This window comes from Microbacterium maritypicum MF109, from assembly GCF_000455825.1.
GTDB lineage: Bacteria > Actinomycetota > Actinomycetes > Actinomycetales > Microbacteriaceae > Microbacterium > Microbacterium maritypicum_A.
On sequence record NZ_ATAO01000101.1, the window covers coordinates 200,322 to 227,145 of the forward strand.

General features: G+C 68.5%; 22 protein-coding genes. 17 read left to right on the forward strand and 5 right to left on the reverse strand.

Features of this window, described 5'->3' with window-relative positions; translation table 11 throughout:
* Positions 1-137 precede the first annotated feature (137 nt).
* Positions 138-6,101, forward strand: coding sequence for a DUF5979 domain-containing protein (locus L687_RS0121150; protein WP_031206860.1), 5,964 nt, complete (start codon positions 138-140; stop codon positions 6,099-6,101).
* Here L687_RS0121150 and L687_RS27095 read toward each other — a convergent pair.
* Positions 6,094-7,233, reverse strand: coding sequence for an AI-2E family transporter (locus L687_RS27095; protein ID WP_167540689.1), 1,140 nt, complete (start codon positions 7,231-7,233; stop codon positions 6,094-6,096). The two genes, L687_RS0121150 and L687_RS27095, sit on opposite strands and share 8 nt — an antisense overlap.
* 175 nt (positions 7,234-7,408) lie before the next feature.
* Here L687_RS27095 and L687_RS27100 point away from each other — a divergent pair, with 175 nt between their 5' ends.
* On the forward strand, positions 7,409-8,038 hold the full coding sequence (locus tag L687_RS27100; protein WP_021198943.1) for a hypothetical protein: 630 nt from the start codon (positions 7,409-7,411) through the stop codon (positions 8,036-8,038).
* Between the two features lie 118 nt (positions 8,039-8,156).
* Positions 8,157-10,481 carry an arylsulfatase gene (locus L687_RS27105; RefSeq protein ID WP_021198944.1) on the forward strand — a complete coding sequence of 775 codons (2,325 nt, stop codon included), beginning with the start codon at positions 8,157-8,159 and terminating at the stop codon, positions 10,479-10,481.
* A 70-nt stretch (positions 10,482-10,551) separates the two neighbouring features.
* Here L687_RS27105 and L687_RS27110 read toward each other — a convergent pair whose 3' ends face one another.
* On the reverse strand, positions 10,552-10,917 hold the full coding sequence (locus L687_RS27110; RefSeq protein WP_021198945.1) for a cupin domain-containing protein: 366 nt from the start codon (positions 10,915-10,917) through the stop codon (positions 10,552-10,554).
* 62 nt (positions 10,918-10,979) lie between these two features.
* On the opposite strand from L687_RS27110, the gene L687_RS27115 reads away from it, so the two are divergent.
* Both L687_RS27115 and L687_RS27120 read left to right on the forward strand, forming a co-directional pair.
* On the forward strand, positions 10,980-11,378 hold the full coding sequence (locus tag L687_RS27115) for a hypothetical protein (RefSeq protein WP_021198946.1): 399 nt from the start codon (positions 10,980-10,982) through the stop codon (positions 11,376-11,378).
* 45 nt (positions 11,379-11,423) lie between these two features.
* Positions 11,424-13,124, forward strand: coding sequence for a long-chain-fatty-acid--CoA ligase (locus tag L687_RS27120; RefSeq protein ID WP_021198947.1), 1,701 nt, complete (start codon positions 11,424-11,426; stop codon positions 13,122-13,124).
* Positions 13,125-13,200: 76 nt separating this feature from the next.
* Here L687_RS27120 and L687_RS27125 read toward each other — a convergent pair whose 3' ends face one another.
* On the reverse strand, positions 13,201-14,415 hold the full coding sequence (locus L687_RS27125) for a Fic family protein (RefSeq protein WP_031206865.1): 1,215 nt from the start codon (positions 14,413-14,415) through the stop codon (positions 13,201-13,203).
* A gap of 230 nt (positions 14,416-14,645) precedes the next feature.
* On the opposite strand from L687_RS27125, the gene L687_RS27130 reads away from it, so the two are divergent.
* Genes L687_RS27130 through csrA form a run of 12 tightly spaced genes read left to right on the forward strand, consistent with a single transcriptional unit; the run spans position 14,646 to position 23,895 of the window.
* Positions 14,646-14,894 (forward strand): flagellar FlbD family protein, encoded by a 249-nt coding sequence (locus L687_RS27130; RefSeq protein WP_021198949.1) that lies wholly within the window; start codon positions 14,646-14,648, stop codon positions 14,892-14,894.
* Positions 14,894-15,703 (forward strand): motility protein A, encoded by an 810-nt coding sequence (locus tag L687_RS27135; RefSeq protein ID WP_021198950.1) that lies wholly within the window; start codon positions 14,894-14,896, stop codon positions 15,701-15,703. Before L687_RS27130 ends, L687_RS27135 begins: the two co-directional genes overlap by 1 nt.
* Positions 15,700-16,509, forward strand: coding sequence for an OmpA/MotB family protein (locus tag L687_RS27140; RefSeq protein WP_021198951.1), 810 nt, complete (start codon positions 15,700-15,702; stop codon positions 16,507-16,509). The genes L687_RS27135 and L687_RS27140 overlap by 4 nt, the downstream gene beginning before the upstream one ends.
* A 49-nt stretch (positions 16,510-16,558) precedes the next feature.
* Positions 16,559-17,491 carry a flagellar motor switch protein FliM gene (locus L687_RS27145; RefSeq protein ID WP_021198952.1) on the forward strand — a complete coding sequence of 311 codons (933 nt, stop codon included), beginning with the start codon at positions 16,559-16,561 and terminating at the stop codon, positions 17,489-17,491.
* On the forward strand, positions 17,488-18,147 hold the full coding sequence (gene fliN, locus L687_RS27150) for a flagellar motor switch protein FliN (RefSeq protein ID WP_021198953.1): 660 nt from the start codon (positions 17,488-17,490) through the stop codon (positions 18,145-18,147). The genes L687_RS27145 and fliN overlap by 4 nt, the downstream gene beginning before the upstream one ends.
* A gap of 32 nt (positions 18,148-18,179) precedes the next feature.
* Positions 18,180-18,644, forward strand: coding sequence for a FliO/MopB family protein (locus L687_RS27155; RefSeq protein ID WP_021198954.1), 465 nt, complete (start codon positions 18,180-18,182; stop codon positions 18,642-18,644).
* Positions 18,641-19,456: a flagellar type III secretion system pore protein FliP gene (gene fliP / locus L687_RS27160; protein ID WP_021198955.1), complete on the forward strand. Its 816-nt coding sequence runs from the start codon at positions 18,641-18,643 to the stop codon at positions 19,454-19,456. The genes L687_RS27155 and fliP overlap by 4 nt, the downstream gene beginning before the upstream one ends.
* Positions 19,453-19,725, forward strand: a complete 273-nt coding sequence (gene fliQ, locus L687_RS27165; RefSeq protein WP_021198956.1) for a flagellar biosynthesis protein FliQ — start codon at positions 19,453-19,455, stop codon at positions 19,723-19,725. Before fliP ends, fliQ begins: the two co-directional genes overlap by 4 nt.
* A 4-nt stretch (positions 19,726-19,729) precedes the next feature.
* Positions 19,730-20,491, forward strand: a complete 762-nt coding sequence (locus L687_RS27170; RefSeq protein ID WP_021198957.1) for a flagellar biosynthetic protein FliR — start codon at positions 19,730-19,732, stop codon at positions 20,489-20,491.
* On the forward strand, positions 20,488-21,579 hold the full coding sequence (locus tag L687_RS27175; protein ID WP_021198958.1) for an EscU/YscU/HrcU family type III secretion system export apparatus switch protein: 1,092 nt from the start codon (positions 20,488-20,490) through the stop codon (positions 21,577-21,579). Before L687_RS27170 ends, L687_RS27175 begins: the two co-directional genes overlap by 4 nt.
* The gene (locus L687_RS27180; RefSeq protein WP_021198959.1) at positions 21,576-23,639 is read left to right on the forward strand and encodes a flagellar biosynthesis protein FlhA; all 2,064 of its coding nucleotides are present in this window, start codon (positions 21,576-21,578) and stop codon (positions 23,637-23,639) included. The genes L687_RS27175 and L687_RS27180 overlap by 4 nt, the downstream gene beginning before the upstream one ends.
* 4 nt (positions 23,640-23,643) lie before the next feature.
* Positions 23,644-23,895, forward strand: a complete 252-nt coding sequence (csrA, locus tag L687_RS27185) for a carbon storage regulator CsrA (protein WP_029258637.1) — start codon at positions 23,644-23,646, stop codon at positions 23,893-23,895.
* A gap of 12 nt (positions 23,896-23,907) precedes the next feature.
* Here csrA and L687_RS27190 read toward each other — a convergent pair whose 3' ends face one another.
* The gene (locus L687_RS27190; RefSeq protein ID WP_021198961.1) at positions 23,908-25,044 is read right to left on the reverse strand and encodes a hypothetical protein; all 1,137 of its coding nucleotides are present in this window, start codon (positions 25,042-25,044) and stop codon (positions 23,908-23,910) included.
* Entirely contained in the window at positions 25,041-26,639 is a 1,599-nt protein-coding gene (locus tag L687_RS27195; protein ID WP_021198962.1) for a sensor histidine kinase, read from the reverse strand. Before L687_RS27195 ends, L687_RS27190 begins: the two co-directional genes overlap by 4 nt.
* Positions 26,640-26,824 lie beyond the last annotated feature (185 nt).

Below are 26,824 nucleotides of genomic sequence, written 5' to 3' on the forward strand. Positions count from 1 at the left end.
GCAGGTGTGCGCTTACATAGAATCCTCAGGACATGACCACGTGGGCTCCGGCGTCGCACCACATCTGATCCGCTCATGCGGCATCGGCAGCCTGTACTCCTTCGTTGCCCTCGCGGCTTCCCCACGAAACGAGCACAATGTCCAGGACGAATCGACCCGCCGAGAACCAGCTGCGCCGCTTCCTCTTGGCACTCATCGCCATCATCGGGCTCGTCGGTGCCGGACTGGTCGTCCCGCTGGCCGCCCAGGCCGCAGAATCCTCGCTCCGCATCGACAAGCTCGTCGACGGACTCGATACGCAGGACTCCCTGCAGCCCGGCGATGAGTTCACCTACACGGTCGATCTGGTCTGCGACGACGTGGACTGCCTCAACGTGGTCCTCACGGACACCCTTCCGGCCGAGTTCGCCGGCTTCGAGTTCGTCGGCTCGTCGTACACCCCCTCCACTCTGCCGCTGAACGTCACGACGACCGGATGCGTCGAAGAAGGCGGTGTACCCGTCGAGGTCACCGACGACTGCTCGGTCAGGGTCGTCTTCGAGCAGCCCGTGGATGGCGGGGTCGGCCTCGAGGCCGGCGGAACCCTCAAGCTCAGCGTGGTGCTGCGCGCACCGCTCGACCTGCCCGCCGACTGGGCGTACAACGGCGACACCGTGACGAACACGGCGACGGCGGACTGGGACAACGGTCCAGGAGACGTCCCCGCGACCATCTCGGACACGGCGGATGCGGTCGTCACGATCGACACCGTGATCGGCGTCGAGGCCAGCAAGAACTGGTCGCCCGCCGCGCAGCAGTTCGACGCCGGTGCGACCTCCCAGATCACGATCGGCGCGCAGAACCAGTCGAACATCGGCGGCGACGCACTCGTGATCCAGGAGCCGACGGGCGCCGTCGACGGAGCGGCGACCCTCAGCGCCGACAATCCTTTCCGCATCGTCGACTTCCAAGGGTTCGTCTCCACGACCCTTCCCCCGGACGCGACCACGGTCCAGGTCGATGCGTATGTCTACGACGAGGGAACGGGGACGTGGAGTTGGCAGACCGGCACACCGGGCAGCGCTCCCGAGCTGCCCGCCGGCGTCGATCCCGGTGATGTCGGCGGCATCCGCCTGACCTATGCCGGTGGCACGATCGCCTCGGATTCCGCAGCCTCCACGGGCTTCACCGTGGAGCAGCGCGCGACGGATCGCAACGACGAGAGCTCGCTCGCCACGGGCGCCTCCGTCACGAACAGCGTCACGTCCACCGTGAACGCACCCGGCGGTGCGACGGCGAGCGACGAGGCAACGGCGCCCTACGAGATCGGTCCGCTGACCGTCGACGTGGTCGCGGGCAAGACGATCACTCCGGCGGAGCTCCCCGCCGGCGGAGACGCGATGGCGGAGCTCACGGCGACGAACACGTCGAACGGCCCTGTGCAGAGCCTCAGCATCTCCGATCTCGGCTTCTTCGACGCCGAGATGCTCTTCGGCGGCTTCCCCTCCGGCATCCCGTACCCGGACGGAGCCACCGCCGGCACGATCACCTGGTACATCGACGGGGTCGCGCAGCCTCCCGTCCCGTTCGCGGACGGGGACGCGCCGACCCCGCCCACAGGCACCGTCACCGGTTTCGTCATCGACTTCACCGGCCAGATCCCTGCCGGCACGGTCGCGACGATCGACGTGGGAATCGAGCCCTCGCTCGCGCTCGTCAGCACCGAAGCACCGACGCACCAGCGGACGAACAGCATCGACGTGACCGCGACCAACGACGTGGGTACCGCTGACGACGCAGCGGCCGATGACATCACGGTCTACTTCCCGCAGATCGGGGTCGCGCTCGACAAGCAGATCACGCCGGGCGGCGCCGTCGAACCGGGCAACAGTGTGGTCGCCAGCCTGACCGCGACCACCGAGACGGGCGTCGCGCAGGTGGATCCGACTCAGATCGTCGTCGAGGACTCCTGGCGAGACGACCAGGCGGACGACTTCTGGAACGCATTCGACATCGTGGCGATCGCGCCCACCCAGGTCCCGCCGAACACCACCGCGACGGTCGAGTACCAGCGGCCGGACGGATCGTGGGCGACGCTCGCCACGGTCAGCACAGGCGAGACCGCGCAGACGTTCCAGATGAGCCGTGCAGAGTTCGCGGCCGCGCTCACGCCACCCGATCTCCCCTCCGACGTCACCGGGATACGGTTCACCTTCGACAACCCGGACGGATTCTCCCAGGGGTTCAGCGTCGTGCCGAACGTCGTCTTCGATGCGCGGGCCGACCTGCGCGACGGATCCGGCCCTACCGACCCGCGGGATGCCCCCGAGGACGAGCAGTCCGCGCAGGAGCCCACCGTCTATGAGAACGAGGCGAGCGCGCAGAGCCACGGCGAGGTCGACGGCCTGCCTGAGGGGATCGACAGCGATGTCGTGACCGACCAGGACACGATCGGTGTGCAGACTCCCGCCACCGGCGAGGGCGTGGGCGTCGACGCGAACAAGCGGTGGGTCCAGACGAGCGACAAGACCACCGATGCCGACTTCCTCGATGCGCAGTCCGGCGCGATCGTCTCCACGCGCAACGAGTGGCGGACCGGGACCCGCGGGATCGACACCCTCGTCCTCACCGATCCCGCCACGGCTCCGGACATGGATCCCCCGGGCGCAGCGAGCACCGTGTTCCAGGCTTTCGACCTGCTGAGAATCGATCCGGTCACTCTCGCCGACGATCCCCTGCTCGCCTGGGACGACATCACCGAGGTCTGGCTCTTCGTCGATGGCGTGTGGACCCCCATCGCCGCGCCGGGAGGAACCTGGATGGGAGCCGACGGATTCGTCGGCTACACGCTCACGCCCGCGCAGACCGCCGGGACGACGGGAGTCCGCCTGGTCTACGAGCCCGATGACGCCGCACGCACGGCGAGCACGGATCCCACGCGACCCGAACCAGGCTCCGGACTCGCGACCTCCGCTGTCGGAGAATATCGGCCGACCTTCCTCACCTGGGAGCTGCGCAACGTCGTGCGCGACGACACAGCGACAGGCGACCGCTGGGTGAGCGCCGACGAGACCTTCAACGACCCCGACCCCGGCATCGTGTGGAACAGCCTCCGCGGTGACTGGACCTCGGCAGCGGGCAACGGCAGCGACTCGGAGCAGGACAACATCACCCTGATCGACCAGCCGCCCCTCGTCTCGGTGGAGAAGACCGTCACGCCGTCGAGCGTGACGATCCCGGAGTCCGCCGACGTCGACCCCGCGAACTATCCGGACGTGACGTTCGACATCGATGCCAGAAACGACAGCACCGCACGCGCGTCGTACGTGCGCGTGACCGATCCGATCCCCTGCGCGGCCGGAGCGGCGGACCAGTGCGTGAGTGCTCCCGGCGCCTGGGCGGATGATCCGTTCGACGACGCGGTCTACGACGCGGACACCAACCCCTACGAGCGCCTCACCGTGCAATCGCTCACCTTCGCCTATCCGGTCGAACAGGTGGACCCCGCCGCGTCGACCGTCACGCTCTGGGACCGTGCGACCGATGGCACGCTCAGCACCCGCACGCTCTCCGTGACCGACGCGGGAACGCTCACCGCCGGCGATCTCGCCACCGTGGTCGGGGTCAGCGTCGTGTTCCACGGCATCGACCCCACGATCGAGGGCGGCAGCATCCGCGCCGGGGAGGACCTGAGCGTCGGGATCGTCACCAAGGTGCGGCAGTACGAGCGTTCGGATGCCGATCAGCTCGTGGAGCCCGGCACCGTCGCCAACGACGTGATCGCCCAGTCCTATGACCCGGTCCTCACTCCTTCCGGCAACGCGTCGACGCCGAGCGACACCGCGAACGACACCGTGGTGCTCGTCAGCGCCCTGCTCGACGCGACGCTCGCGAAGACCATCGATCCGGAATCGATTCTCGAGACCCAGCTGCAAGACCCCGTCACCGTGACGCTCGACGCGACGGACGGCTCTTCCACAGCGGCGACCCAGCAGGTCACCATCACGGATGCGGACGCCGCCTTCTGGAACGCGGTGCAGCTGGCTCCCGACCCTGCGCTGAGCGTGGTGCTGCCGGCCGGTGCCGACCAGGTGCGGATCGACGCGCTCGTGGGATCGACCTGGGTCGAAGGTGCGTTCGCGGCGACTGCGGCGCTCCCCACGGCGGCGGACCCGGCCGCGATCGTCGGCCTTCGGGCGGTGTTCCGCAATGCCGCCGGAGAGGTCTTCTCCCGCAATGCGCCGCCCGACGACTGGACCGCGCAGCTCGCGTTCGACATCGTCGCGCTCACGACGCAGCGAGACGGCACTGACCTGTCGTTGCCGACGACGCTCCCGAACACGGCGACGGTCGTGAGCGAGCGACTCGATGGACTGTATGCGGATGCCGATGCCGACGCCGATGCCGACCTGACGATCGATCCCGGCACGCACGAGCTCGATGTCGTGAAGTCGCAGCCCGGAACCAGCCACGTCGTGTCCATCGGCGCCAGCCTCCCGTGGACGCTGCAGTTCACCAACACCGGCACCGGTTTCCTCACGATCGACCAGGTCGTCGACACGCTCCCCGAGTACCTCGACTGGGACTTCTCCCCGCCGACCTATCAGACCTCGGCGGGGGGCACGCTGTCGACGGACGTGTCGGCTCTGATCGACGACACCGGCAAGAACGTGACCTTCACCTGGCCGGAGGCCGGGAATCGGATGTCACCCGGTGAGGTCTTCACGATCACCGTGAACCTCGTGCTGGCCCCGGGACTCGCCCTCGACGAGTTCACGACCAACACGTTCGTCGTCACGACCGATGAGGCGCTCACCGCATGCACGAATGCGTCCGGCAACGGGGAGGGCACGGTATCCGGCCTCGACGACGACCAGTGCGGAACGACCAACTATGTCCAGCCGTCACCGGGAGGATCCCTCGCGGCGTACAAGTACGTCAAGGGCGAAGTCGACGGCGACCTGGTCGACGGCGAGGTCAACCTGAACAACCCCGACGCGGCCTGTCCGCTCGACCCTGACGGCTACACCCGCACACCGTGCGCCGCCTACACCGCTGTCGGCGCCACGGACGACTGGCGGCTCTCCGTCGTGAACAGCGGCACGGTCGGATTCGAGACCGTATCGATCGTCGATCCCCTGCCGCGGATCGGCGACCGGCTGCTGGCGACCGGCGCTGCACGCAACACCACATTCGACCCGGTGCTCCTCCCCGAGTCCCTGGCCGCGAACATCCTCCCTGTCGGAGCGACCCTGACCCTGGACGTCACGACCTCGGCTTCGCCCTGCGTGGGCACGGGATCGAGCTCGGCATGGTTCGGCGATCTGCTCTGCGACACCACCGCGACCTGGGTGCCCGTCCGCTCCTACGCCGGCGCGTGGGAGGAGGTGACCGGAATCCGGGTCACGATCGACTTCACCGCCACGGCGGCCGGGTCGTTCGGCCCTGGCCAGGTGCTGTCGCTGCACTATGAGACGCAGAACGTCCCGGAATCGCCGGAGTATCCGGACCTCGCTCCGATCACCGTCCCCGATGCCGGGGGCTTCGCGTGGAATCAGATGGGCGCGGTGGGCACGGATGCAGGAGGGCGCGAGTACTCCGTGGCCCCAGTGCAGGCCGGGGTCACCCTGCTCGATGGCGACCTCGGGGTGCAGAAGGTGCTGGCCGGCGACACGGGGCGAGCTCCGGACAGCTTCGATTTCCTCGTCGAGTGCACGGTCGCCGGCGTTCCCCTCGTGCTCCCCGCAGGCGGCACCCTCACCGTGTCGAGCGCGGACGACCTTCGCACGCGCCTCGACGGTATCCCGTTGGGCTCGGTGTGCCGAGTGTCCGAGACCGGCGCGGTCGGTGCCTTCGGAGAGGGGTCGAGGCTCAACGACGGCCAGATCGTCACGATCACCGCCCCGGCCACCGGAGGTGAGCCGCCGACGTCTCAGATCGCGGCGATCACGAACGTGTACCTCGTTCCACCCCCGGATCCGAATCCGGACGGCGGCGGCGGCCTCCCGTCCACCGGAGTCGACGGGCCCGCCGTATCCCTGTTCGCAGGGATCGGGATCCTGCTCATCCTCGCCGGGGGACTCCTGGTCCGCCGTCGACGTCACGGGGTCGCCCTCACCTGACCGTCTCGTCGCCGGGAGGTTCGGTCCGGCTGTTCTGCCGCGGGATCCACACCTTGCGGATGACGATCAGCATCGATGCCGTCAACGGGATGGCGACGAGCGCCCCGAGCAGGCCCAGGAGGGTCGCCCCCACCATCGCACCGATGATCACGAGCACACCGGGCACGGCCGCCGCCTTGCCCATGATCCGCGGCGTGACGATGTACGCCTCCACCTGGATGTACACGAGGTACGCGACCACGAAGACCACCGCGGCCGTCGGGCTGACGAACAGCGTCGCTACGCCGCCGATGATCAGGAACACGAGAGAGCCGATCATCGGCACCAGAGTGACGAAGAAGGCGATGATCGCCATCACCGCCGGAACCGACGAACCGACCGCGAGTTGGATCACGAAGACGACGAGGGCGTTTATCGCCGACAGGGTGACGCCGCCCGCGACCACACCGCCGACTGATCGCGTGATCTCCTCCAGCACCTCGGTGAACCGAGCCCGCCGATACAGCGGAACCAGTTGCGCCGCCGCTGCCTTGATGCTCTGCAGCGAGGAGACGAAGTACAGGGTGAGCACGACCACCATGACGAAGCTCGACACTGCTCCGATCACACCGAATCCCGCCTTCAGGACTCCTCCCGAGATCGCCAGGAAGGAGGACAGCGTCGTGAGGGAACGAATGCCCTCTGCGATGACGGCCGAGAGATCGATCCCGAGGCTCGCCTCGAGGGACAGGTACCACCCGCTCTGCTGCACCGCCGCGATGGTCTCCGGGGCCGCCTCGATCGCCGCCGAGATCTGACGGACCGTCGCCGGCACCAGCAGCAGCAGGATCACCGCGACGACGAGGAGGAAGATCACGGCCACGATCGTCACCCCCGCGGCACGACTCATCCCCCGGCGTTCGAAGGCTCGAACCGACGGATCGAGACCGAGCGCGAGGAACATCCCGAGGAAGATCGAGATGAGCACGGTCGAGATGCCGGCGACGGTGGCTGCCAGAGCGATCGCGAGGAGGACGCCGACCGCGACGGCGAATCCCGACGCCAGCGGCTTCGCGGGCAGCACCAGCTGCAGCCGCGACGGCTTCGGTCGGCCCTCTCGTTCCGGATCGGGCGCATCCATGCTCTCGTCCACACGCTGCACGCTACGCGCGGGCAACCGCGCACGCGCGCACTCCCTCACCCGTTCCTGATGATCGCCCCGCCCTCTCGCGACGAACCCGTCAGAGCACGGCGTCTTCCGCGATCCTTCACCCCGGCAGGATGAACGAGCGCTTCCGTATCCCGCCGAAGAGCACGAGGATCGGGCCATGCCGCAGGAAGCCAGGAAAGAGTCGGTCCGCACGACCCGCGTGCTCGATATCGTGACGGTCGTGCTGCTCTCGGTGACCGCGGTGCTGACGGCGTGGTGCGGGTTCGAGGCCTCGAAATGGGGCGGAGAGATGTCCATCGCGTTCAGCCAGGCGTCCAGCGCCCGTGTGCAAGCCGCCTCCGCGCAGTCGACGGCGCAAGCCGCGCGCCAGTACGACCTCACGCTCTACACCGAGTGGGTGCTCGCCGGGGCCGAGGGACGCGACGACCTGGTCCGGTTCGTCGAGGAACGCTTCACCGAAGAGTTCGCCGTCGCGTTCGACGCGTGGACGGCCGAAGGTCGCACTGCCCGAGGACCCTTCGTGATGAACGAGTACGTCCCGCCGGGTTCGGTCGAGTCCGAAGAGTTGAGCGCCCGCGCCGACGCGAAGTTCGACGAGGCTCTCGCCAACAATCAGCGCGGCGACGACTACTCCCTCCTCACGGTGCTCTTCGCCCTCGTCCTGTTCTTCGCCGCTCTCTCGCAGCACCAGGCGGCTCCATGGCGGCGCTGGGTGTTCCTCGGCTTGAGCGGGGTCATCGTCATCGCGGGGATCGCGACGCTGCTGACCTTCCCCATCAAGATCTGAGGCGAGCCCGTCCGGGTCACCCCCTGGGGGTGACGTGGGGCCCACAGACGGGACACGCCTGGGTAGCGTCGCGGATGGTGGCGGGTTCACCGCCCCATCTCGAGACGGGGGTACCGGCATGGCTGAACAGTTCAACGGCAAGATCGCGCTCGACGTGCGGGACTCGGTGCCGGACTGGAAGCCGTACCTCTTGCCGACCGCGCCCGAGAACGCCCCGAACGTCCTCGTGATCCTCTACGACGACACCGGGATGGCATCGTGGTCGCCGTACGGCGGCCGGATCAACATGCCCACTCTCGACCGGCTCGCCGCGAACGGACTCACGTACACGCAGTGGCACACCACCGCGCTGTGCTCGCCCACTCGCTCCGTCTTCCTCACGGGGCGCAACCACACGCGCAACAGCATCGCCTCGCTGATGGAGTCGACCAACGGGTTTCCGGGCAACTCCGGCCGGATCCCCGATGACTGCGCACCGATGGCTCACATCCTGCAGGACAACGGCTACTCGACGTTCTGGCTCGGCAAAGATCACAACGTCCCGGAACAGGACAACGCCGCCGGCGGCAGCCGCCGCCAATGGCCGCTGCAGATGGGATACGACCGCTTCTACGGGTTCCTCGGTGGTGAGACGAACCAGTGGTATCCGGACCTCGCTGAGGACAATCACTTCATCGAGCAGCCGTACACCCCGGAAGAGGGGTATCACCTCTCCAAAGACCTCGCGGATCAGGCGTTGCAGATGTTGCGCGCCCAGCAGGCGACCAACCCGTCCAAGCCCTGGTACATGTGGTTCTGCCCTGGGGCCAACCACGCGCCGCACCAGGCGCCCCAGGAGTACATCGACAAGTACAAGGGCGCCTTCGACGACGGATACGACGCCTACCGCGAATGGGTTCTCGGCCGCATGATCGAGCGCGGCATCATGCCCGCGGACACCGACCTGACGCCGTTCAATCCGATGCCGGAAGATCAGGCGAACTCCGCGGACCATGTGAAGCCCTGGGACACGCTCAGCGAAGACGAGAAGACGCTCTTCCGTCGCATGGCGGAGGTCTTCGCCGGGTTCAGCGAGTACACCGACTCACAGATCGGACGCATCGTCGACTACCTGGAGGAGACGGGCCAGCTCGACAACACGATCATCTTCTACTGCGCCGACAACGGCGCGTCCGGAGAGGGGTCGTCCGATGGTTCCGTGAACGAGAACAAGTTCTTCAACAATTACCCCGACGACCTCGCGGAGAACCTCACCCGCATCGACGACCTCGGAGGGCCCGAGGCCTACAACCACTATCCGACCGGCTGGGCAGCAGCTTTCTCCACCCCGTTCCAGATGTTCAAGCGCTACAGCCAGTATTCCGGCGGCACCTGCGATCCGATGATCATCCACTGGCCCGCCGGCATAGAAGCGAAGGGTGAGATCCGTCACCAGTACCACCACGCCACGGACATCGTGCCCACGATCCTCGACGTCGCCGGCTTGGAGATGCCCGAGGTGTATCGCGGTGTCGAGCAGGCCCCGCTGCCCGGCGTCTCTATGCGGTACTCGTTCGACGCCGCCCCCGACGCTCCCACTCGGAAGAAGCGCCAGTACTACAACATGATCGGCACCAGGGGACTCTGGCAAGACGGCTGGAAGGTCGCCGCCACGCACGCCCCGATCACCGGACACGGTCGCTTCGACGAGGACGCGTGGGAGCTGTACCACGTGGACCGAGACCGCTCGGAATCGAAGAACGTCGCGGCGGACCACCCCGAGAAGGTCAGAGAGCTCGTCGACGCCTGGTTCGAAGAAGCCGACGTCAACTTCGGACTCCCCATCGATGACCGCACCGCGATGGAGCAGCTCACGATCGAGCGCCCCTCTTCCGAACCTCCGCGCCACCGCTACATCTACTACCCCGACAGCGGGGCGGTGCCGGAGGGTGTCGCCGTGAACGTGCGGGGCCGATCGTTCAAGATCATCGCGGACGTCGAGATCGAACACGACACCGAAGGCGTGATCTTCGCCCACGGGTCACGGTTCGGCGGCCACGCGCTGTTCATCCAGGACGGACGACTGCACTATGTCTACAACTTCCTCGGCATCCCGCCGGAACAGACGTTCGTGTCGGAGCCCCTCACCGCAGGGAAGCACTCCCTCGGCATGGAGTTCCATCGCGAGGGACCGGGCGAGTACAAGGAGTCCATCGGCACCACGACGCTCTATGTCGACGACCACGCGGTGGCGAGCGGCCCCATGCGCGCCCAGGTCGGGAAGTTCACCTTGTGCGGAGACGGACTGTGCATCGGATACGACAGCGCGGACTCGGTGAGCCGTTCCTATCGTGCTCCCTTCGCGTTCACCGCTGGAAGGATCCACGGTGTGGCGGTCGATGTGAGCGAGGAGCAGTACCTCGACCTCGAACTCGAAGCGCAGGCCGCCTTCGCACGGGAGTAGGGACCGCGGAGCAGTCCGCGCGAACCTCTTCGATCCGCGCGGACGATGCTCCCGGTTGCGGGTCGTCCGGCTATCCGAATTCGCGCAGCTCCGCGGTCATCTCGCCGCCGGCATCGCCCGTGTTGACGGTGCCCTTCGGCTCGAAGAGGATCGCGTGCACCTCGTGGTCGGCGCGAGGGCAGTGCTCGACGCCCTTCGGGACGACGAAGACATCGTTCGGTCCGAGCACGACATCGCGGTCGCGCAGCTGGATCGTCAGCTCTCCGTGCACCACCATGAAGAGCTCGTCGGTATCGGGGTGGGTGTGCCAGACGAACTCGCCGAGCAGTTTGACGACCTTGACGTCGTAGTCGTTGATGCTCGTCAATCGATGCGGCTGCCAGTGCTCGGTGATGCTCGCCAGCGCCGCCTGCACGTTCCGTGTGTCTTCGTCCACCCCGTCAGCCTAGGCCGCCGGGTTTCGCCGGTACTGTCGTCTGAGGGAGAACGGAGCCGGTCATGAACGCGGTCGACGCTGTCGGCACCATCGCCGAGGTCCTCTCGTGGATCGGCCTCGGCATCGGGCTCCCGCTGCTCGCGATCGTGCTCCTGGTGAAACTGCACGACGGCTCCTGGGTGCCGCACGAGGTGGTCATCGTCGAGGACGACGGCGGCCGGGCGCGAGCACGCTGGTTCGCCGCCGGCGACTTCTGGGAGCGCCCGCTGCGCGCGGAGGAATCGGTCCATTGGCACGGGCGGGAAGAAGCCGACGCGTTCCTCAGTGAACGGCACCCGAGCCTGATGCGGTTCGAACCCCGACGGCCCCTGCTGCATGCGTTCCAGGTGCTGGGGATCACGCTGGCCGGGGTCGGCGCGGCCTCCGTCATCCTGTCGATCGTGCTCCTCTTCCTCGGCTGAACGGATGCGGTGTCCGCTGATAGGGATCCCGGGCAGGATGGAGGCATGCCCGAATCCCCGCTCGCCTCCCGACCCTGGCTCGACTCCTACGCGGAGGGTGTCCCCGCGGAGATCGCGGATCCGTCGCAGACTCTGCCCGAGATGCTGTCGGCGACTGTGAAGTCTTTCGGGCGGCGCCCGGCACTGGACTTCTTCGGAGCGGTCACGACCTATCGCGAGCTCGGGGAGCAGGTCGAGCGGGCGGCCGAGGGTCTGCGGCGCCTCGGCGTCGGCCACGGCGACCGGGTGGCGCTGGTGCTGCCCAACTGCCCTCAGCACGTGGTCGCCTTCTACGCGATCCTCCGGCTCGGCGCGATCGTGGTCGAGCACAACCCGCTCTACACCGCGCGCGAGCTGCGGCATCAGTTCGAGGATCACGGCGCCCGCGTCGCGGTCGTGTGGGACAAATCGGTCGACACGGTCGCCGGATTCCCCGTCGATGTCAAGGTCGAGCACATCGTGAGCGTCGACATCACCACGGCGATGCCGCTGTCGAAGCGCCTCGCGCTCCGCCTGCCCCTGCCCCGGGCCCGCGAGGCCAGGGCGAAGCTCACCGGCGCCCCGAAGGCGCGGCACCTGATCGCGTGGAAGAGCCTCGCCGATCACCGACGCCTCTCCCGACGGGTGGCGGGACCGGGCCTGGAAGACACCGCCCTGCTGCAATACACGAGCGGGACGACGGGTGTCCCGAAGGGAGCGATCCTCACGCACGCGAATCTCCGTGCCAACGCGATGCAGGGACGGGCGTGGGTACCGGGTCTCGTCGACGGCGAGGAGACGTTCTACGGCGTGCTGCCGCTGTTCCACGCCTACGGCATGACCCTGTGCCTCACCTTCGCGATGAGCATCGGCGCGCGACTCGTCCTCTTCCCGACGTTCGACCTGGGATTGGTCACCGCGGCGGCGCGTACGACGCCGCCCACCTTCCTTCCCGCCGTGCCGCCGATCTACGACGCGCTCGCACGTGCGGCCGCCCGCGGGACCATCGACCTCTCGACGGTCCGCTTCGCGATCTCCGGGGCCATGAGCCTTCCGGTGGCCACCGTGAAGCGCTGGGAGGAAGCGACCGGTGGCCTGCTCGTCGAGGGCTACGGCATGACCGAGAGCTCACCGGTCGCGCTCGGCAATCCGATGGGTCCCACCCGTCGCCCCGGCACCGTGGGGGTGCCCTTCCCGAGCACGGAGATCCGCATCGTCGATCCGGTGGACCCTGCGGTCGACCTGCCCGCCGGCGAGTCCGGCGAGCTCCTCATCCGCGGACCGCAGGTCTTCCAGGGGTACTGGGGGCGTCCGGGCGAGACGGCAGATGCCCTGCTGCCGGACGGCTGGCTCCGATCCGGCGACATCGCCCAGGTCTCCTCCGACGGGTTCGTGAGCATCGTCGACCGCCTCAAGGAGCTCATCATCACCGGCGGGTTCAACGTGTCTCCCAGCGAGGTGGAAGACGCGCTGGTCGCCCACCCCGATGTCGTCGCCGCGGCGGTCGTCGGCCTGCCGCGACCCCACGGCGGAGAAGAGGTCGCCGCCGCCGTGGTGCTCCGCGACGGTGCGGCCCTCGACGTGGATGCGCTGCGCGACTTCTGCCGCACCCGGCTCACCCCCTACAAGGTGCCTCGCCGGATCACCGCCGTCGACGACCTCCCCCGGTCGCTCATCGGCAAGGTGCTGCGTCGTCAGGTGCGCGACCGCCTGCTCGCCGACCGCTGAGCCGTCTCGGTCGCACAGCGAGCACGAAGCATCTCGGAGCGACACCCACGTGATCGCAGTCCCGCCGGTTGGCCCTTCAGTTGCCCATCTCCGCCTGGATCCGCCGGTCGAGGTCGTCGAGCTCCGCGAGCAGTTCGGCGACGACCCAGACACGGTCCCGCTTGCGTCCGGTGATCTCTTGCACGAATCCTGCCGCTTCGAGCTGAGCGATGGCCTTGTAGGCCTGTTGCTCCGACGAACCTGAGCGCTGCTCGATCTCGCCTGCTGCCATGACGGGGTGATCGTAGAACCCGGGAATCAGCGCGGCGACCGCAGAACCGGCCCGCGGGCGCAGCTCGTTCGCCCACTCGGCTGGAAGACCTTTGATGCGGGCGATGGATTCGCGCGAGCACGAAGCCGCTGCGCGGGCCGCCCGGGCGAACAGCGCAATGAGCGGCGACGGCTCACCCCGCCGATAGTCGCCGAGCGCGGCGAAGTACTCGTCCCGTTTGGCGAGAAGCCCGCTCGCCAGGGGAACGACGGCGTTGACGGCAGCGCCACGGCGACGAAGCACGGCCGACACGAGGGCGCGGCCGAGACGACCGTTGCCATCCGTGAACGCATGGATGGACTCGAACTGCGCATGTCCGATCGCCGCCTGCACGATCACCGGGATGTCGTCTCGGTTGAGGAAAGCGATCAGGTCGTCCATCAACGCGGCGACTCGTTGCGGTGCCGGTGGCACATGAAGCGCACCTCGCGGCGAGTGGTCGCTTCCCCCGATCCAGTTCTGCATGTCACGCAGACGACCGGCATACGCCGCTTCGACGGGATCGTCCTTCATCAAGTCGTGGTGAGCGATGAGGAGGTCCTCGACCGCGAACAGACCTCGGTCGCCGACTCCGGCGACGAGGCCATGCAGTGCCGTGCTCGCCGCCACCATGCTCGTGGCCGAGGCGTTCGAACGGTTGCCGGCCAGCGCCCTGGCGTAGTCGGTCGCGCTGGCGGTGATCCGCTCGATCTTCGACGACGCGACGGATTCTGTGCGCATCATGAATCGGCTCAGCGCCGCCGAATGCCCCTCCGCGTCGGTATCCGCTTGCGCGATAGCAAGCAGAGCACCCTCCGAGGCGACGACTGTCGCCATGGGGGCGGCGTAGTCGAGACCCGCGATCATCGGGGGGATCGTGGCGTCGACGGATGCCAGCGTCCGATCCTCCCGTGTGCCGCCACGGACCTGTTGGCGCCACGGAAGCGTCTCCACGGTGTGTGCCGGCCACCTGGTTCCCGGCGTACTTGCATCAGTGTCCACAAAGACGAGTATCGCACTCGTTACTAAGGTTTAGATCAATTAAAGACGAGTAATGTCGGACTGCTCGCGCTTCTGCTCTCCGCCGACGGCAACTTCGTCGCGCGAACCTCACGAACCGGGCCTTGCTAACGACCGGAGCCGGCCGGCCGACAGTCACCCCCGACAGCCCAGGACGGGCCGTCGGGTCCGTGCTCCCCGGAACACGGACGGATCTTTCCAGGATGGAGCCCATGATCGTCCTCACGCGCCTGAACCGTTCGCGGTTCGCGGTGAACCCCGACCTGATCGAACGTGTCCAGGCCACGCCGGACACGACGCTCATCATGGTCGACGGTGCGACCTTCGTCGTGACCGAGACGATGGATGACGTGATCGCGCAGATCACCCGGTTCCGCGCCGGAGTGCTCGCCACGGCCGCCGCTCTGATCAGCACCGCCGGATCGGATTCCGCCGCCCCCGATGCCGAGGTCGGTCTCTGATGGATCCGTCTCTCATCCTCGGACTGGTCCTCGCGTTCGGCGCACTGATCGCCATGATCAACCTCGAGGGCGCCACCATCGGATCGCTGCTGATCCCCGCCCCGATGGTGCTGGTCTTCGGAGCCACGATCGCCGTCGGCATCGCGAGCGGCACGGTGCGCGATGCGCTGCATGCGGTCAAGTCGCTCCCCCGCGCCTTCCGCGGCGAGCGCCGCACCGCGTCGAGCATGATCGACACGGTGGTCGGCTACGCCGAGAAGGCGCGCGCCGAAGGGCTCCTCGCCCTCGAGCAGGGACTCGAGGACGAGAAGGACCCGTTCCTGCGCCAGGCACTGCAGAGCATCGCGGACGGGACCGACGCCGAAGACCTGCGAACGCTGCTGGAGGATGAGCTCACCTCGACCGCCGCCCGCAACCGCACCGCCTCACGCTTCTACATGACGCTCGGCGGCTTCGCGCCCACGGTCGGCATCATCGGCACCGTCGTCTCCCTCACGCACGTGCTGGAGAAGCTCGACAAGCCCGACACGCTCGGTCCCATGATCGCGACAGCGTTCGTCGCGACGCTGTGGGGTCTGCTCTCGGCCAACTTCATCTGGCTGCCCATCGGCGGACGCCTCCAGCGTCTCGGCGAGCTCGAGCTCGAACGCATGACCGTGCTCATGGAGGGCATGCTCGCGATCCAGGCCGGCGCACCGCCGCAGTTCGTCGGCGAGCGCCTGCGAGCCCTCGTGTCCGAACGCTCCTCCGCCCGCTCCGGCCGGAAGGCCCGCACCCGAGCAGCCGAGGAGACGGAGCAGGCGTCATGAGCGTCCGTGCCCGTCGCCGCGTGCCGCAGGAGGAGCACAGCGGTCCGGACGAGCGGTGGATGGCGTCATACATGGACATGGTCACGGTGCTGATGTGCATGTTCATCGTGCTGTTCGCGATGTCGACCGTCGACCAGGAGAAGTTCGAGGCTCTCAGCGCCTCCCTCGCGACCGGCTTCGGGCAGGAGCCCTCGGACGAGATCGACGCCACGACAGGCGTGGTCGTGCCTCCCGAACTGGTCGATGAGAAGGGCGAGGACTTCGCCGACATCGACCTCGCCGCTGCGCAGACCGAGTTCAACGAGCTGTCGGCGCTGCGTGAGCGCCTGCGTCAGGTGCTCGCCCAGAACGGTCTCGAAGCCGACGTCACCTTCACGATCGATGAGCGCGGCCTCACGATCGGCCTCGTGAGTGCCGAGACCTTCTTCGACACGAACAGCACGACGCTCAGTGCGAAAGCGCTCCTCGTCCTCGACGCGCTCGGCTCGGTGCTGGTCACCACCGCCAACGAGATCTCGGTCGAGGGCCACGCCGACGTGCGCGGATCGGTCGCCCCGTACCCCACGAACTGGGAGCTGTCCGCCGGACGCTCCACCCAGGTGCTGCGGCACCTCGTCGAGGCCTCGGGGCTGCCGCCCGCGCACCTGAAGTCGGTCGGATTCGGCGACACGAGGCCGGTCGCCCCAGGCGACTCCCCCGATGCCCTGGCCCAGAACCGACGGGTCGACATCGTCGTCCTCTCCGATGCGAACGAGGAGGTGCGCGCGCTCATCCCCCAGGCACAGGCGGGAAAGCCGTCCTCCTGACCCGCCTTCTCACCTAACGCACGCCGTTCACCGCCCGATAGTCCGGTTCGTGGTGATCGAGGACAGCGTGCGCTCCGACGTGCGCGCGGGAACGGCTACGAAGAGCGCCGACGTCGAGGTGTACGACTTCGGCCGTTCGGCGACCCTCTCGCGCGAGCACACCCGAGCCCTGGAACTGGCCTTCGAGACCTTCTCCCGCCAGTGGTCCGCGCAACTCTCGGCGAAGATCCACGTGCGCGCCACCATCGCGGTCGAGCACGTCGGCATGATGACATACGGCGAGTACGCCCAGTCGCTGCCGACGACGACCACGATGATCGTGTGCGCCCTGCCCGACTCGGAAGAGCGCCTCATCGTGCAGCTGCCGACCTCCGCCGCGACCGCCTGGATCGTGCAGATGGTGGGCGGACGAGCTTCCGCAGCCTCAGAGGACCGCACGTTCACCCCGATCGAGCAGGCCCTGATCCGATCGCTGATCGTCGACGCGATCGACCACCTCACCGGTGCGCTCGACGGTCTTCTCCCCACCGGGGTCGCCTTCAGCGGCATCCAGTACAGCTCGCAGTTCGCCCAGGTGGCGGCATCCGGCGAACCCGTCATCGTCGCACGGTTCTCGATGCGTCTCGCCGGTCGCACCGTGCCGACGAGCGTGATGCTGCCGGCCTCCGTGCTCGCCGGTTTCACCGTGCGTCCGTCCGACGACGAGCGCACCGCGGCACCCGCCCGGATCCGTCGCCAGGTCGAGATCGCCCCGGTCGAACTCGCGCTGCGACTCGCACCGCGAGCCGTGCTGCCCCGCGAGGTCCTGGATCTGTCCGTCGGCGACGTCATCGCGTTCCCGCACTCCGCCGATCGTCCGATGGTCCTCTCCGTCGGTGATCAGACCGTCGCCACGGCAGCCGTCGGTAGCGCAGGAGCGCGCTTGGCCTGCGTCGTGACCACCACCGTCCCCGATCCCGCTTTCGCCGAGGAGCCCGCGTGACCAGCACCACCACCTACGAGTCCGCCGTCGCCGCCGCCTTCGCCGCATCGTTGCCGACCGCCTCCCCTCTCGTCGCGCGCGCCTCGCAGGTCTCCGGCGACACCGGCGACGCCCTGGTCGTGCAGTTCGTCGGTGAGGCGAGCGCGCAGTTGGCGGTACAGCTGTTCGAGCCCGAGATCCTGGTCGACGGCCTCGGCGGCACGCCCCTGGCCGACCGGCTGCGCGACGCGCTGGAGAGCGCGACCAGCGCGCTCGGTGCCGGTGCCCTCGGCGCAGGCACGGTCGGCGATGCCTCCTCCCTCTTCGCCGACCCGGCCGTGCAGCTCTTCGACCTCCAGGACGACGCCGACCACACGGTCGGCCGGCTCGCCGTCGTCGTGACGCGCGCGCCCGCCGGTGCCTCCTCGTCCTCGCGGCGGCTGCACCGCATCGCGGGCGTCGAGATGGAGCTCACCGTCGAGATCGGGCGCACCAGGATGGCGGTGCGCGATGTGCTCGATCTGGAACCGGGACGCATCGTCGAGCTCGATCGCTCCGCCGGCGCTCCGGCCGACATCAAGCTCAACGGACGCATCATCGCGCACGGCGAGGTCGTCGTCGTCGACCAGGACTATGCGGTGCGGATCACCCGCATCCTCGAGAACGTCGAGGCCTGACCCTGGACGACCTCCTGCTCGGCCTACGGGTCGTGCTCTCGCTCGCCGCAGTGCTCGGGGTGCTGTGGTTCCTGCAGCGACGCGTCGCGCGCACGCAGGCGCGTCGCCGCGACAGCGAGGCGATCACGGTGCTCGGGCGCCAGGGGGTCGGCCCGAAGGCGCAGATCGTCGTGATCCAGACGGAGGACGCCCGGTACGTGCTCGGCGTCACCGAGCACGGCGTGAACGTCGTCGACCGTCTGCCGGTCAGACCCGCAGATGAGCCGGAGGAGACCGCACGGTCGACGTGGTCGGCGACGACGTCAGAGGCGGCGTCCGACGCCGAGGAGTTCGACCGCATCCTCGCCGCCACCGCCCTGACCGAATCGGCGGCCGGCCCTCCCGTGACCCCGGCGCCGCAACGCCGGGTCCGTCACCGGAACGACCCGCTGCGTGGCTCCATCCTCTCCCCCGAAACCTGGCGGCAGACCGCCGAGGCCATCCGGCGCACCCGATGAGCGTCGCCCGTGGGGTCGTCGACGGGCGCGCGCTGCGGCGAATCGCGCTGATCCTCGCCGCGGCCGCGGTGCTGGTCGTCGTGATGACGCTCCTGTCGGGCACGGCCGCCCACGCACAGGTGACCCCGGACGACCCGGGCGAGGGCGTCACGATCGACATCAACGGCGTCGACGGCGGTCCGTCCGGCTCGATCCTGACCCTGCTGGGCATCACCCTGCTCTCGGTCGCCCCCGCGCTCCTGCTGATGATGTCGTCTTTCACGAAGATCTTCGTGGTGCTGGCGATGACCAGGAATGCCCTCTCGCTGCCGACCATCCCGCCCAACCAGGTGCTGGCCGGCCTGTCGCTCTTCCTGTCGCTGTTCATCATGTGGCCGGTGCTCACCGAGATCAACACGGTGGCAGTGCAGCCCTACATCGACGGCACGCTCACCTTCACGCAGGCCATCGACGTCGGCCAACTGCCTCTGCAGGAGTGGATGCTCCGCTTCACGCGCGAAGAGGACCTCGCCCTGATGACCCGGATGGCGGGTCAGCCCAACCCCGAGGACCCTTCGAGCGTCCCGATGTACACGCTCATCCCCGCGTTCATGATCTCCGAGCTGCGGGCCGCGTTCATCATCGGCTTCGTGATCTTCGTCCCGTTCCTGGTCATCGACCTCGTCGTGGCCGCGGCGCTGATGTCGATGGGCATGATGATGCTCCCGCCCGTGATGATCTCGCTGCCGTTCAAGATCCTGCTGTTCATCCTCGTCGACGGCTGGGGGCTCATCATCCGGGCGCTGCTCGAGAGTTACGGAGGGGTGGGATGAGTCCCGAAGCCGTCATCGACATCGGAACGCAGGGGCTGCTCATCGCGGCGAAACTCGCCGCGCCCGTGCTGGTCACCGCCCTCGTGGTGGGCTTCGCCATCTCGCTGCTGCAGTCGATCACGCAGGTGCAGGAGGTGACGCTGTCGTTCGTGCCGAAGATCGTCGCCGTCGGGATCGCCCTGCTCATCGCGGGCAACTGGATGATCGCGGAGATGATCGCCTTCACGAACGAGATGTTCGCCCGTATCCCCTCGCTGCTGAGCGGATGACGACGTGTACATCCCGATCGACTTCGCCTGGCTGGAAGCCACGATGCTCACCGCCGTGCGCATCACGGCCTTCATCATGATCGCCCCGCCGTTCTCGTACGGGGCGATTCCGGTGCGGGTGAAGGCGATGCTCGCGATCGGGCTCTCCCTCGCGGTGGGCACGGCCGTGGCCCCCGGCTACGTGAACCTCGACACCGGCCCGTTCCTCGGGGCCCTGGTTCTGCAGCTGGTCACCGGTGCCCTGCTCGGCTTCCTCGTGCTGTTGTGCTTCTCGGCGCTGCAGGCGGCCGGCAGCCTGATCGACGTGTTCGGCGGGTTCCAGCTCGCTCAGGCTTTCGACCCGCACTCGCTCGTGAACGGCGCCCAGTTCACCCGGCTCTTCCACCTGACCGCGCTGACGCTGCTGTTCGCGTCCGGCGGGTATCAGCTGATCCTGGCCGGGCTCGCCCGCAGCTTCGAGGCCGTGCCCGTCGACGGCATGTTCCAGGCGGCGGGACCCGCAGAGCTCCTCGTCGACGGGGTCTCGCAGATGGTGCTCGCCGCCGTGCAGATCGCCGGGCCCCTGGTGCTCGTGCTGTTCCTCGCCGATGTCGGGCTGGGACTCATCACCCGCGTCGCTCCCGCGCTGAACGCGTTCGCGATGGGCTTCCCGGTCAAGATCCTGCTGACGCTGCTGCTCGCGGGCGCCGTCTACGCCGTCCTCCCCGGCATCGTCGATTCCCTCGCCGCGCAGGCCCTGCGCATGATGCAGGGGGTGCACGAATGAGCGGTACGGACAGCGGCGAACGCAGCGAGAAGGCGACGGACAAGCACCTCAGCGAGGCCCGCAAGAAGGGGCGGCTGTCACGCAGCCAGGATCTGACCGCCTGGCTGGGGATCGGCGCGGCGGCCGTCACGATGCCGGCGGCCATCGCCCTGGGGGCTTCGGCGGGAACCGAGCAGCTGCTCACGCTGACGTCCCTGGTCGATGCTCCGACACCGCAGGCGGCTCTGGCGGCCCTCGGGCGCGGACTCGCCTCCGTGCTCCCGACGCTCACCGTGATGCTGGCCGCCGTCGCGATCGTCACCCTGATCGGCGCGGTCATCCAGGGCGGGGTGCATCTGAAGCCGCTCACCGGCCGTTTCGAACAGTTCAACCTCGTCACCGGGATCCGCCGGGTGTTCGGCATGCAGGCCCTCTGGGAGGGCGCCAAGGCCCTCATGAAGACCGCGGCCATCGGCATCGCCCTCTGGTTCGTGATCGCGAGCCTGATGCCCGTGCTGACCGCGAGCGGCGCGCACTCGATCTCCCGCCTGCTCGGCACCGCGAGCGAGGGCACGACCGCGCTGCTGCAGACCGCGATCGGGGTCGGCCTGGCCCTCGCCGCGATCGACATGTTCGTGGTCATGCGCCGCAACCGCAAGCACACACGCATGACCAAGCGCGAGATCCGCGACGAGAACAAGAACTCCGAAGGCGATCCGCTGATCCGCCAGCAGCGACGTTCGCGTCAGCTCGCCGTCAGCCGCAACCGCATGATCGCGGCCGTCGCCGGCTCCGACGTCGTCGTGGTCAACCCGACGCACATCGCGATCGCCCTGCGGTACGAGCCCGGCCGCGCCGCCCCCAAGGTCGTCGCCAAGGGCAGCGGGGTGATCGCCGAGCGCATCCGCGACGAGGCCGTGCGCGCCGGTGTGCCGCTGGTGCGCGAGATCACCCTCGCCCGGGCCCTGCACGCCGCGTGCGAGCTGGGCCAGGAGATCCCCGAAGACCTGTACAACGCCGTGGCACGCGTGCTCGTGTTCGTCGACTCGTTGCGACGACGCGGGGCGGCCCGCGGCATCCACTCCCTTCCCTACCGGAGGACCGCATGAGACAGCTGCTTCCCAAGCTCGGGGTGCCGATCGGCGTCGTGGGCATCATCATGCTCCTCGTCGTGCCGGTGCCGCCGTTCCTGCTCGACATCCTCATCATCCTGAACATCATGTTCGCGCTCGTGATCCTGCTCACGTCGATGTTCGTCAAGAAGCCGCTCGATTTCTCCGTCTTTCCCTCGCTGCTGCTCGTGGCGACGCTGTTCCGGTTGGGACTGAACGTCGCCTCGACCCGTCTGGTGCTCGGCGAGGCGTACGCAGGGCAGGTGATCGAGGCGTTCGGCGCCATCGCGGTCGGCGGCTCGCTCATCATCGGCGCCGTCGTGTTCCTCATCCTGGTCGTCATCCAGTTCGTCGTGGTGACGAAGGGCGCAGAGCGCGTCGCCGAGGTCGGTGCACGATTCACGCTCGATGCGATGCCCGGCAAGCAGATGGCCATCGACGCCGATCTCAACGCCGGACTCATCACCGATGCGGAGGCGCGCGAGCGTCGCGCCGAGGTCGCCGCCGAGGCCGACTTCTACGGAGCGATGGACGGTGCGTCCAAGTTCGTGAAGGGCGACGCGATCGCCGGTCTCGTCATCATCATCATCAACGTCGTGGGCGGCATCGCCATCGGCATCGTGCAGCACGGCATGACGATCGACGAGGCCGTGAACACCTACAGCCTGCTCACGATCGGTGACGGTCTGGTCACGCAGATCCCGGCGCTGCTGATGGCGGTCTCCACCGGCATGATCGTGACCCGCTCCACGGCGGAGGCGGAGATGGGGACGGCGGCATCCGCCCAGCTCGGCCAATCCCGCAATGCGCTCATCATCGCCGGCTGCGCCGCGATCATCATGTCGCTCATCCCGCACATGCCGATGCTGCCGTTCGTCGCGATCGGCGCCCTCCTCCTCCTCATCGCCCAGCGCATCAAGGCGACCCAGAAGCGCGAGGAGGCGGCCGCCGCCGCGCAGAGCCCCTCCGCCGCCCCGGCCGACCAGCCCGAGGAACTCATCGAGAAGATGCGCGTGCATCCGCTCGAGATCCTCCTGGCCCCCGACATCATCGATCTGGTCACCGGCGGACCCGACGATCTGCTCGCGCGTGTCAAGGCCCTCCGACGCCGGATCGCCCTCGATCTCGGGCTCATCGCGCCGCCCGTCCGCACCCGCGACAGCATCGAGCTGCCGCAGGCGACCTACGTCATCCGCATCGCCGGTGTCGAGACCGGCCGCGGCACGGCGCCGGTGGGTTCCGTGCTCGCCCTCGGGCAGGGGCTGGACAGCCTCCCCGGCACCGCGACGCTCGACCCGGTCTTCGGGCTCGAAGGCAAGTGGATCCCGATGGAGATGCGCCACAGCGCCGAGTTCGCCGGTGCGACCGTGATCGACAGGGCAAGCGTGATCATCACGCACCTGTCCAGTGTGATCCACGCCCATGCCGCACGCCTGCTCAGCCGCGAAGACGTGCGCCAGCTCACGGACGCCCTCAAACAGGTCTCCCCCGCTGCCGTCGAGGAGCTCACGCCCGCGCTGATGTCCCTGGCCGAGGTCCAGCGCGTCCTGCAGGGCCTCCTCGCCGAACGGGTGCCGATCAACGACCTCAGCCGCATCTATGAGGCGCTCGCCCTGCGCGCCAGGGTCTCCACCGACCCCGAGGGCCTGATCGAAGCCGCACGGGCCGCGCTCGGCCCCGCGATCGCCGCCCGCTTCGCGGATGCCGGCACCCTGCGCGTGGTGATGATCAACCCGATGCTCGAACAGGCGATGCTCGAGAGCCTGCGCCCGGGCGACGACGGCAGCCAGATCGTGTTCGATCCACAGCGCATGGAGGCGGTGGTGGATTCCGTGAAGCAGGCCGTCGCCTCGGTACACGAGGGCGGCGAGCCGGTGCTGGTGTGCGCACCGTCGCTGCGGCCGGCCGTGCGACGCCTCGTCTCGGCGCAGACGGACGGCCTCCCTGTGCTCTCGTACACCGAGGCGACCGCGGCCGCCCTCACGATCGAGACCGTCGGTGTCGTACGAGACATCCCCACGCCGTCGGTCGGCGTCGTCCCCGCAGCACTAGGCTGAACGAATGCTGGTTTTGACGAGGCGGATCGGTGAGAGCGTGCGCATCGACGGCGACATCGAGATCACGCTGCTCGAGATCAAGGGCGACAGCGTGCGGATCGGCGTGAAGGCACCGCGCGAGACGCGCATCCAGCGCACCGAGATCATCGAGGCGGTCGTCGCCGAGAACGTGTCCGCCGCCGCGGAGACCGATGCCGAGGCCGAAGGAGCGATCGCCGCCGCCCTCGCCCGCGGCCGGGAATCCCGCCCCGCCTAGCCGGACATCTCCTCAGGCCGACGTGAGATCCGCCGCGGTGGCGCGCTTCCACTGATCGCCGCCGGCATCCCGCGCCCTGACCGCTGCTCTGCCCGCCGCGGCGACGAGGGCGTCGTAGTCGTAACCGACGACCGAGGCGGTCGCCCAGCCGATGCTCGCCGAGGATCGGATCCCGGTGACCGCCGTCTCCCTGTCGATCACCGAGATGCGGGTCAGGATCCCCCGCAGGTGGTGCCGGACCGACTCGTCGCCACCGCGGATGACGACGATCGCGCGACCGTCGGCGACCCGATCGGCGTCGGCCGACGCGGGGAGCCCCTCCTGGATGTCGTGATGGAAACGGTCGACGATCATGGCGAACGCGGAACCCGTCGACGCCTCCCGGAGGTCGGCCGGATCGTCGAGCCGGATGTCGAGGACCGACCACGGCAGGTCGTTCTGCGCCTCGGCCTTGCGGAGCCGGCGACGGGCGCGGTCGGCGATGTCATCGGCGTCCCTCGTCTTCTGCTCCGAACGCACCAGCAGCACCAGGGTGAACGCCGCGCACGTGCTCACCACCACCGTGCCGACGGCATTCATACCGCGCAGTGCGCTCAACTGCGCCTCGGTGCCGGCGCCACCGGAGACCACGGCGGACACGGCGCTCACGACCGCCACCACGACGAAGCCGCATGAAGCGAGGGCCAACGGCAGCACGATGTCCCTGACGGCCGGCCTGTCCCGCAGCAGCTCGTAGGCCACCAGGCCTGCGAAGACGGCGCTCCCGAGGAAGACGAGCTGGAACGAGGGCAGATACCAGACGCTGCCGGCCGTGGCCACCAGGAGCGTGGGAGAGACCAGGATGAAGACGACGACCGGCCACCAGCGCGCTCGCCGACCGAGGTGCATCCGCAGGCCGATCCAGACCAGCGGTTCGAAGCAGAGCATCAACGCGGAAGCGGCTCCGCGCAACACCGGTTCCTCGGTCTGCTGGCCCGCGAGCCAGAGGTAGGCCGCCAGCATCCCCAGGCCGAAGGCCGCTCCCCAGGTCACCGTCGCCTTCGACGGGCGGGCGAGGGTGCCGAGGCCCACGACCATCACCGTGAGCACGGTGACGACGGCCACCATGCTCGTCGTGATGTCGACGTTGACGGGGACGAGCGGGTTCACGTCTGCACCTCTTCCGGGGAACGCGGCGGGAAGCGGAGTGTCACCCGGGTGCCGACCGCGATCTCGCTGGAGACGTCGATGCTGCCCTCATGCGCAGCGACGATCTCGCGCACGATCCCCATTCCCAGTCCCGTGCCGCTGATGCCGGCACGCACAGCGCTCTCGGTGCGGAAGTAGGGCTCGAACACCCGTGACAGATCCTCCGGGGTCATCCCGAATCCGTCGTCGACGATCGTGACCTCCGCCTGACCCGTCGTGGCCGTCCCCAGACCGATTTCGATGCGCCCTCCTGCAGGGGTGTACTTGGCGGCGTTGCTGAGGAGGTTGTCGAGCACCTGCCGCAGCCGGAAGGGATCGCCCGAGATCACCAGGCGTGCGGCGCCCCCGATCCCGAGCTCCTGTCGGTTGCCGGCGATGACGGGTGCGTACGAGGCGGCCGCCGCCTCGACGACCTCGCGCAGATCGACCGGGGCGAACGGCTCCTGCGCGGAGCGGCTCGTCTGCTGCAGGATGCTCGAGACCAGGTCCTGCATCCGCTCACCCGCGTGCGCGATGATCTCGAGCTGCGCCGGCACGCGTCCCGGCAGGTCGTCGCGCTCGCGGAGCAGATCGACGTGACCGAGGATCGCGGTGAGCGGATTTCGCAGTTCATGGGAGACGACCGCATTGAAGGTGCGTCGTTCCTCGTCGACTTCGAGCAGCGCCGTCACGTCGTCGATCACGACGAGCGTGATGTCCTCGCCCTCTCCCGCGGTGGCCATCGGCTGTGTGCTCACCTCGAGCGCACGCCACTGTCCCGTGCCGTCGAACAGCCACACCCGTTCCGCCTGCAGCCGCTCGCCACCGGCGGCTCGGGCGAGCGAGGTGCGCGATGGCGGAAGCGCCGTGCCACGCCGCGCGTCGTACTCGACCGCGGCCGAGGGCAGAGCGGCACCGAAGCGATCACGACCGTAGAGCGTGCGGTAGGCGTCGTTCATCTGCAGGACGCGCCCGCCGGTCGTCACGACCACGAGCGCCACGCTCAGCGCGTCGACGATCTGCGTGACGCGTCGCTGGTTCGCCTCCGCCCGCTCGGCGGCGCGGTTGACCTGCTCGGATCGGCGCTGCAGGAGGCGGCGCGCGGCGCGGGAGCGCTGCGCGCCGATGCGGACCGTCACCCCGAGGAAGCCCAGGGTGATCACGAGGGTGAGCAGCCGTAGCAGGATGTCGGCCGGGGTACCGCTCTGATCGGCGAACAGCACGAGAGTGGCGCTGATGAAGGCGATGCCTCCGAGCACCCAGGGCATCGTGAAGTAGCTGGCCAGCCACACGACGGGAAAGACCCAGAGGAACCCGAGGCGGAGGTCGGGCGCGTTGGTCGTGAAGCCCACGGCGAGCGCGTCCAGGAGCGGCACGACGGTGGCGGCCGTGCGCGGGAGCCGGTGCCACGGCAGCGCCAGGGTCATGAGCGTGGTGACGATCACGAGACCGACGCCGGCGACCACCAGTGGGTTGGCGAAGGTCTGCGGCTTGAACGCGGTGATCATCACGACGATCGCCACGATGCTGCCGGTGAAGACGAGCTGCCAGCGCCAGATAGACACAGTGCGGACCATCAGCGCTCACCCTCCCCCTCGAACCTCAGCTTTGCCGCAAGATTACTCAAAGATCGATGCAGCCCGCTCTTCAGGTGGCCTCGCACCCCTAGCATTCTGAGTGGGGGCCGATACTGCGACTGGGGAACAACGCAGACGCTGGGGCCACGCGAGTGGGGATTCGCAGGCAACCGGGGCCGTGGTTG

What these genes read in the sequence shown, in the direction of transcription:
- L687_RS27120 (WP_021198947.1), top strand. Translation starts at nt 11,424, where the DNA reads ATGCCCGAATCCCCGCTCGCCTCCCGACCCTGGCTCGACTCCTACGCG.
- fliQ (WP_021198956.1), top strand. Translation starts at nt 19,453, where the DNA reads ATGAGTCCCGAAGCCGTCATCGACATCGGAACGCAGGGGCTGCTCATC.
- L687_RS0121150 (WP_031206860.1), top strand. Translation starts at nt 138, where the DNA reads ATGTCCAGGACGAATCGACCCGCCGAGAACCAGCTGCGCCGCTTCCTC.
- fliP (WP_021198955.1), top strand. Translation starts at nt 18,641, where the DNA reads ATGAGCGTCGCCCGTGGGGTCGTCGACGGGCGCGCGCTGCGGCGAATC.
- L687_RS27195 (WP_021198962.1), bottom strand. Translation starts at nt 26,639, where the DNA reads ATGGTCCGCACTGTGTCTATCTGGCGCTGGCAGCTCGTCTTCACCGGC.
- L687_RS27105 (WP_021198944.1), top strand. Translation starts at nt 8,157, where the DNA reads ATGGCTGAACAGTTCAACGGCAAGATCGCGCTCGACGTGCGGGACTCG.
- L687_RS27175 (WP_021198958.1), top strand. Translation starts at nt 20,488, where the DNA reads ATGAGCGGTACGGACAGCGGCGAACGCAGCGAGAAGGCGACGGACAAG.
- L687_RS27135 (WP_021198950.1), top strand. Translation starts at nt 14,894, where the DNA reads ATGGATCCGTCTCTCATCCTCGGACTGGTCCTCGCGTTCGGCGCACTG.
- L687_RS27140 (WP_021198951.1), top strand. Translation starts at nt 15,700, where the DNA reads ATGAGCGTCCGTGCCCGTCGCCGCGTGCCGCAGGAGGAGCACAGCGGT.
- L687_RS27130 (WP_021198949.1), top strand. Translation starts at nt 14,646, where the DNA reads ATGATCGTCCTCACGCGCCTGAACCGTTCGCGGTTCGCGGTGAACCCC.
- L687_RS27100 (WP_021198943.1), top strand. Translation starts at nt 7,409, where the DNA reads ATGCCGCAGGAAGCCAGGAAAGAGTCGGTCCGCACGACCCGCGTGCTC.
- L687_RS27180 (WP_021198959.1), top strand. Translation starts at nt 21,576, where the DNA reads ATGAGACAGCTGCTTCCCAAGCTCGGGGTGCCGATCGGCGTCGTGGGC.
- L687_RS27115 (WP_021198946.1), top strand. Translation starts at nt 10,980, where the DNA reads ATGAACGCGGTCGACGCTGTCGGCACCATCGCCGAGGTCCTCTCGTGG.
- csrA (WP_029258637.1), top strand. Translation starts at nt 23,644, where the DNA reads ATGCTGGTTTTGACGAGGCGGATCGGTGAGAGCGTGCGCATCGACGGC.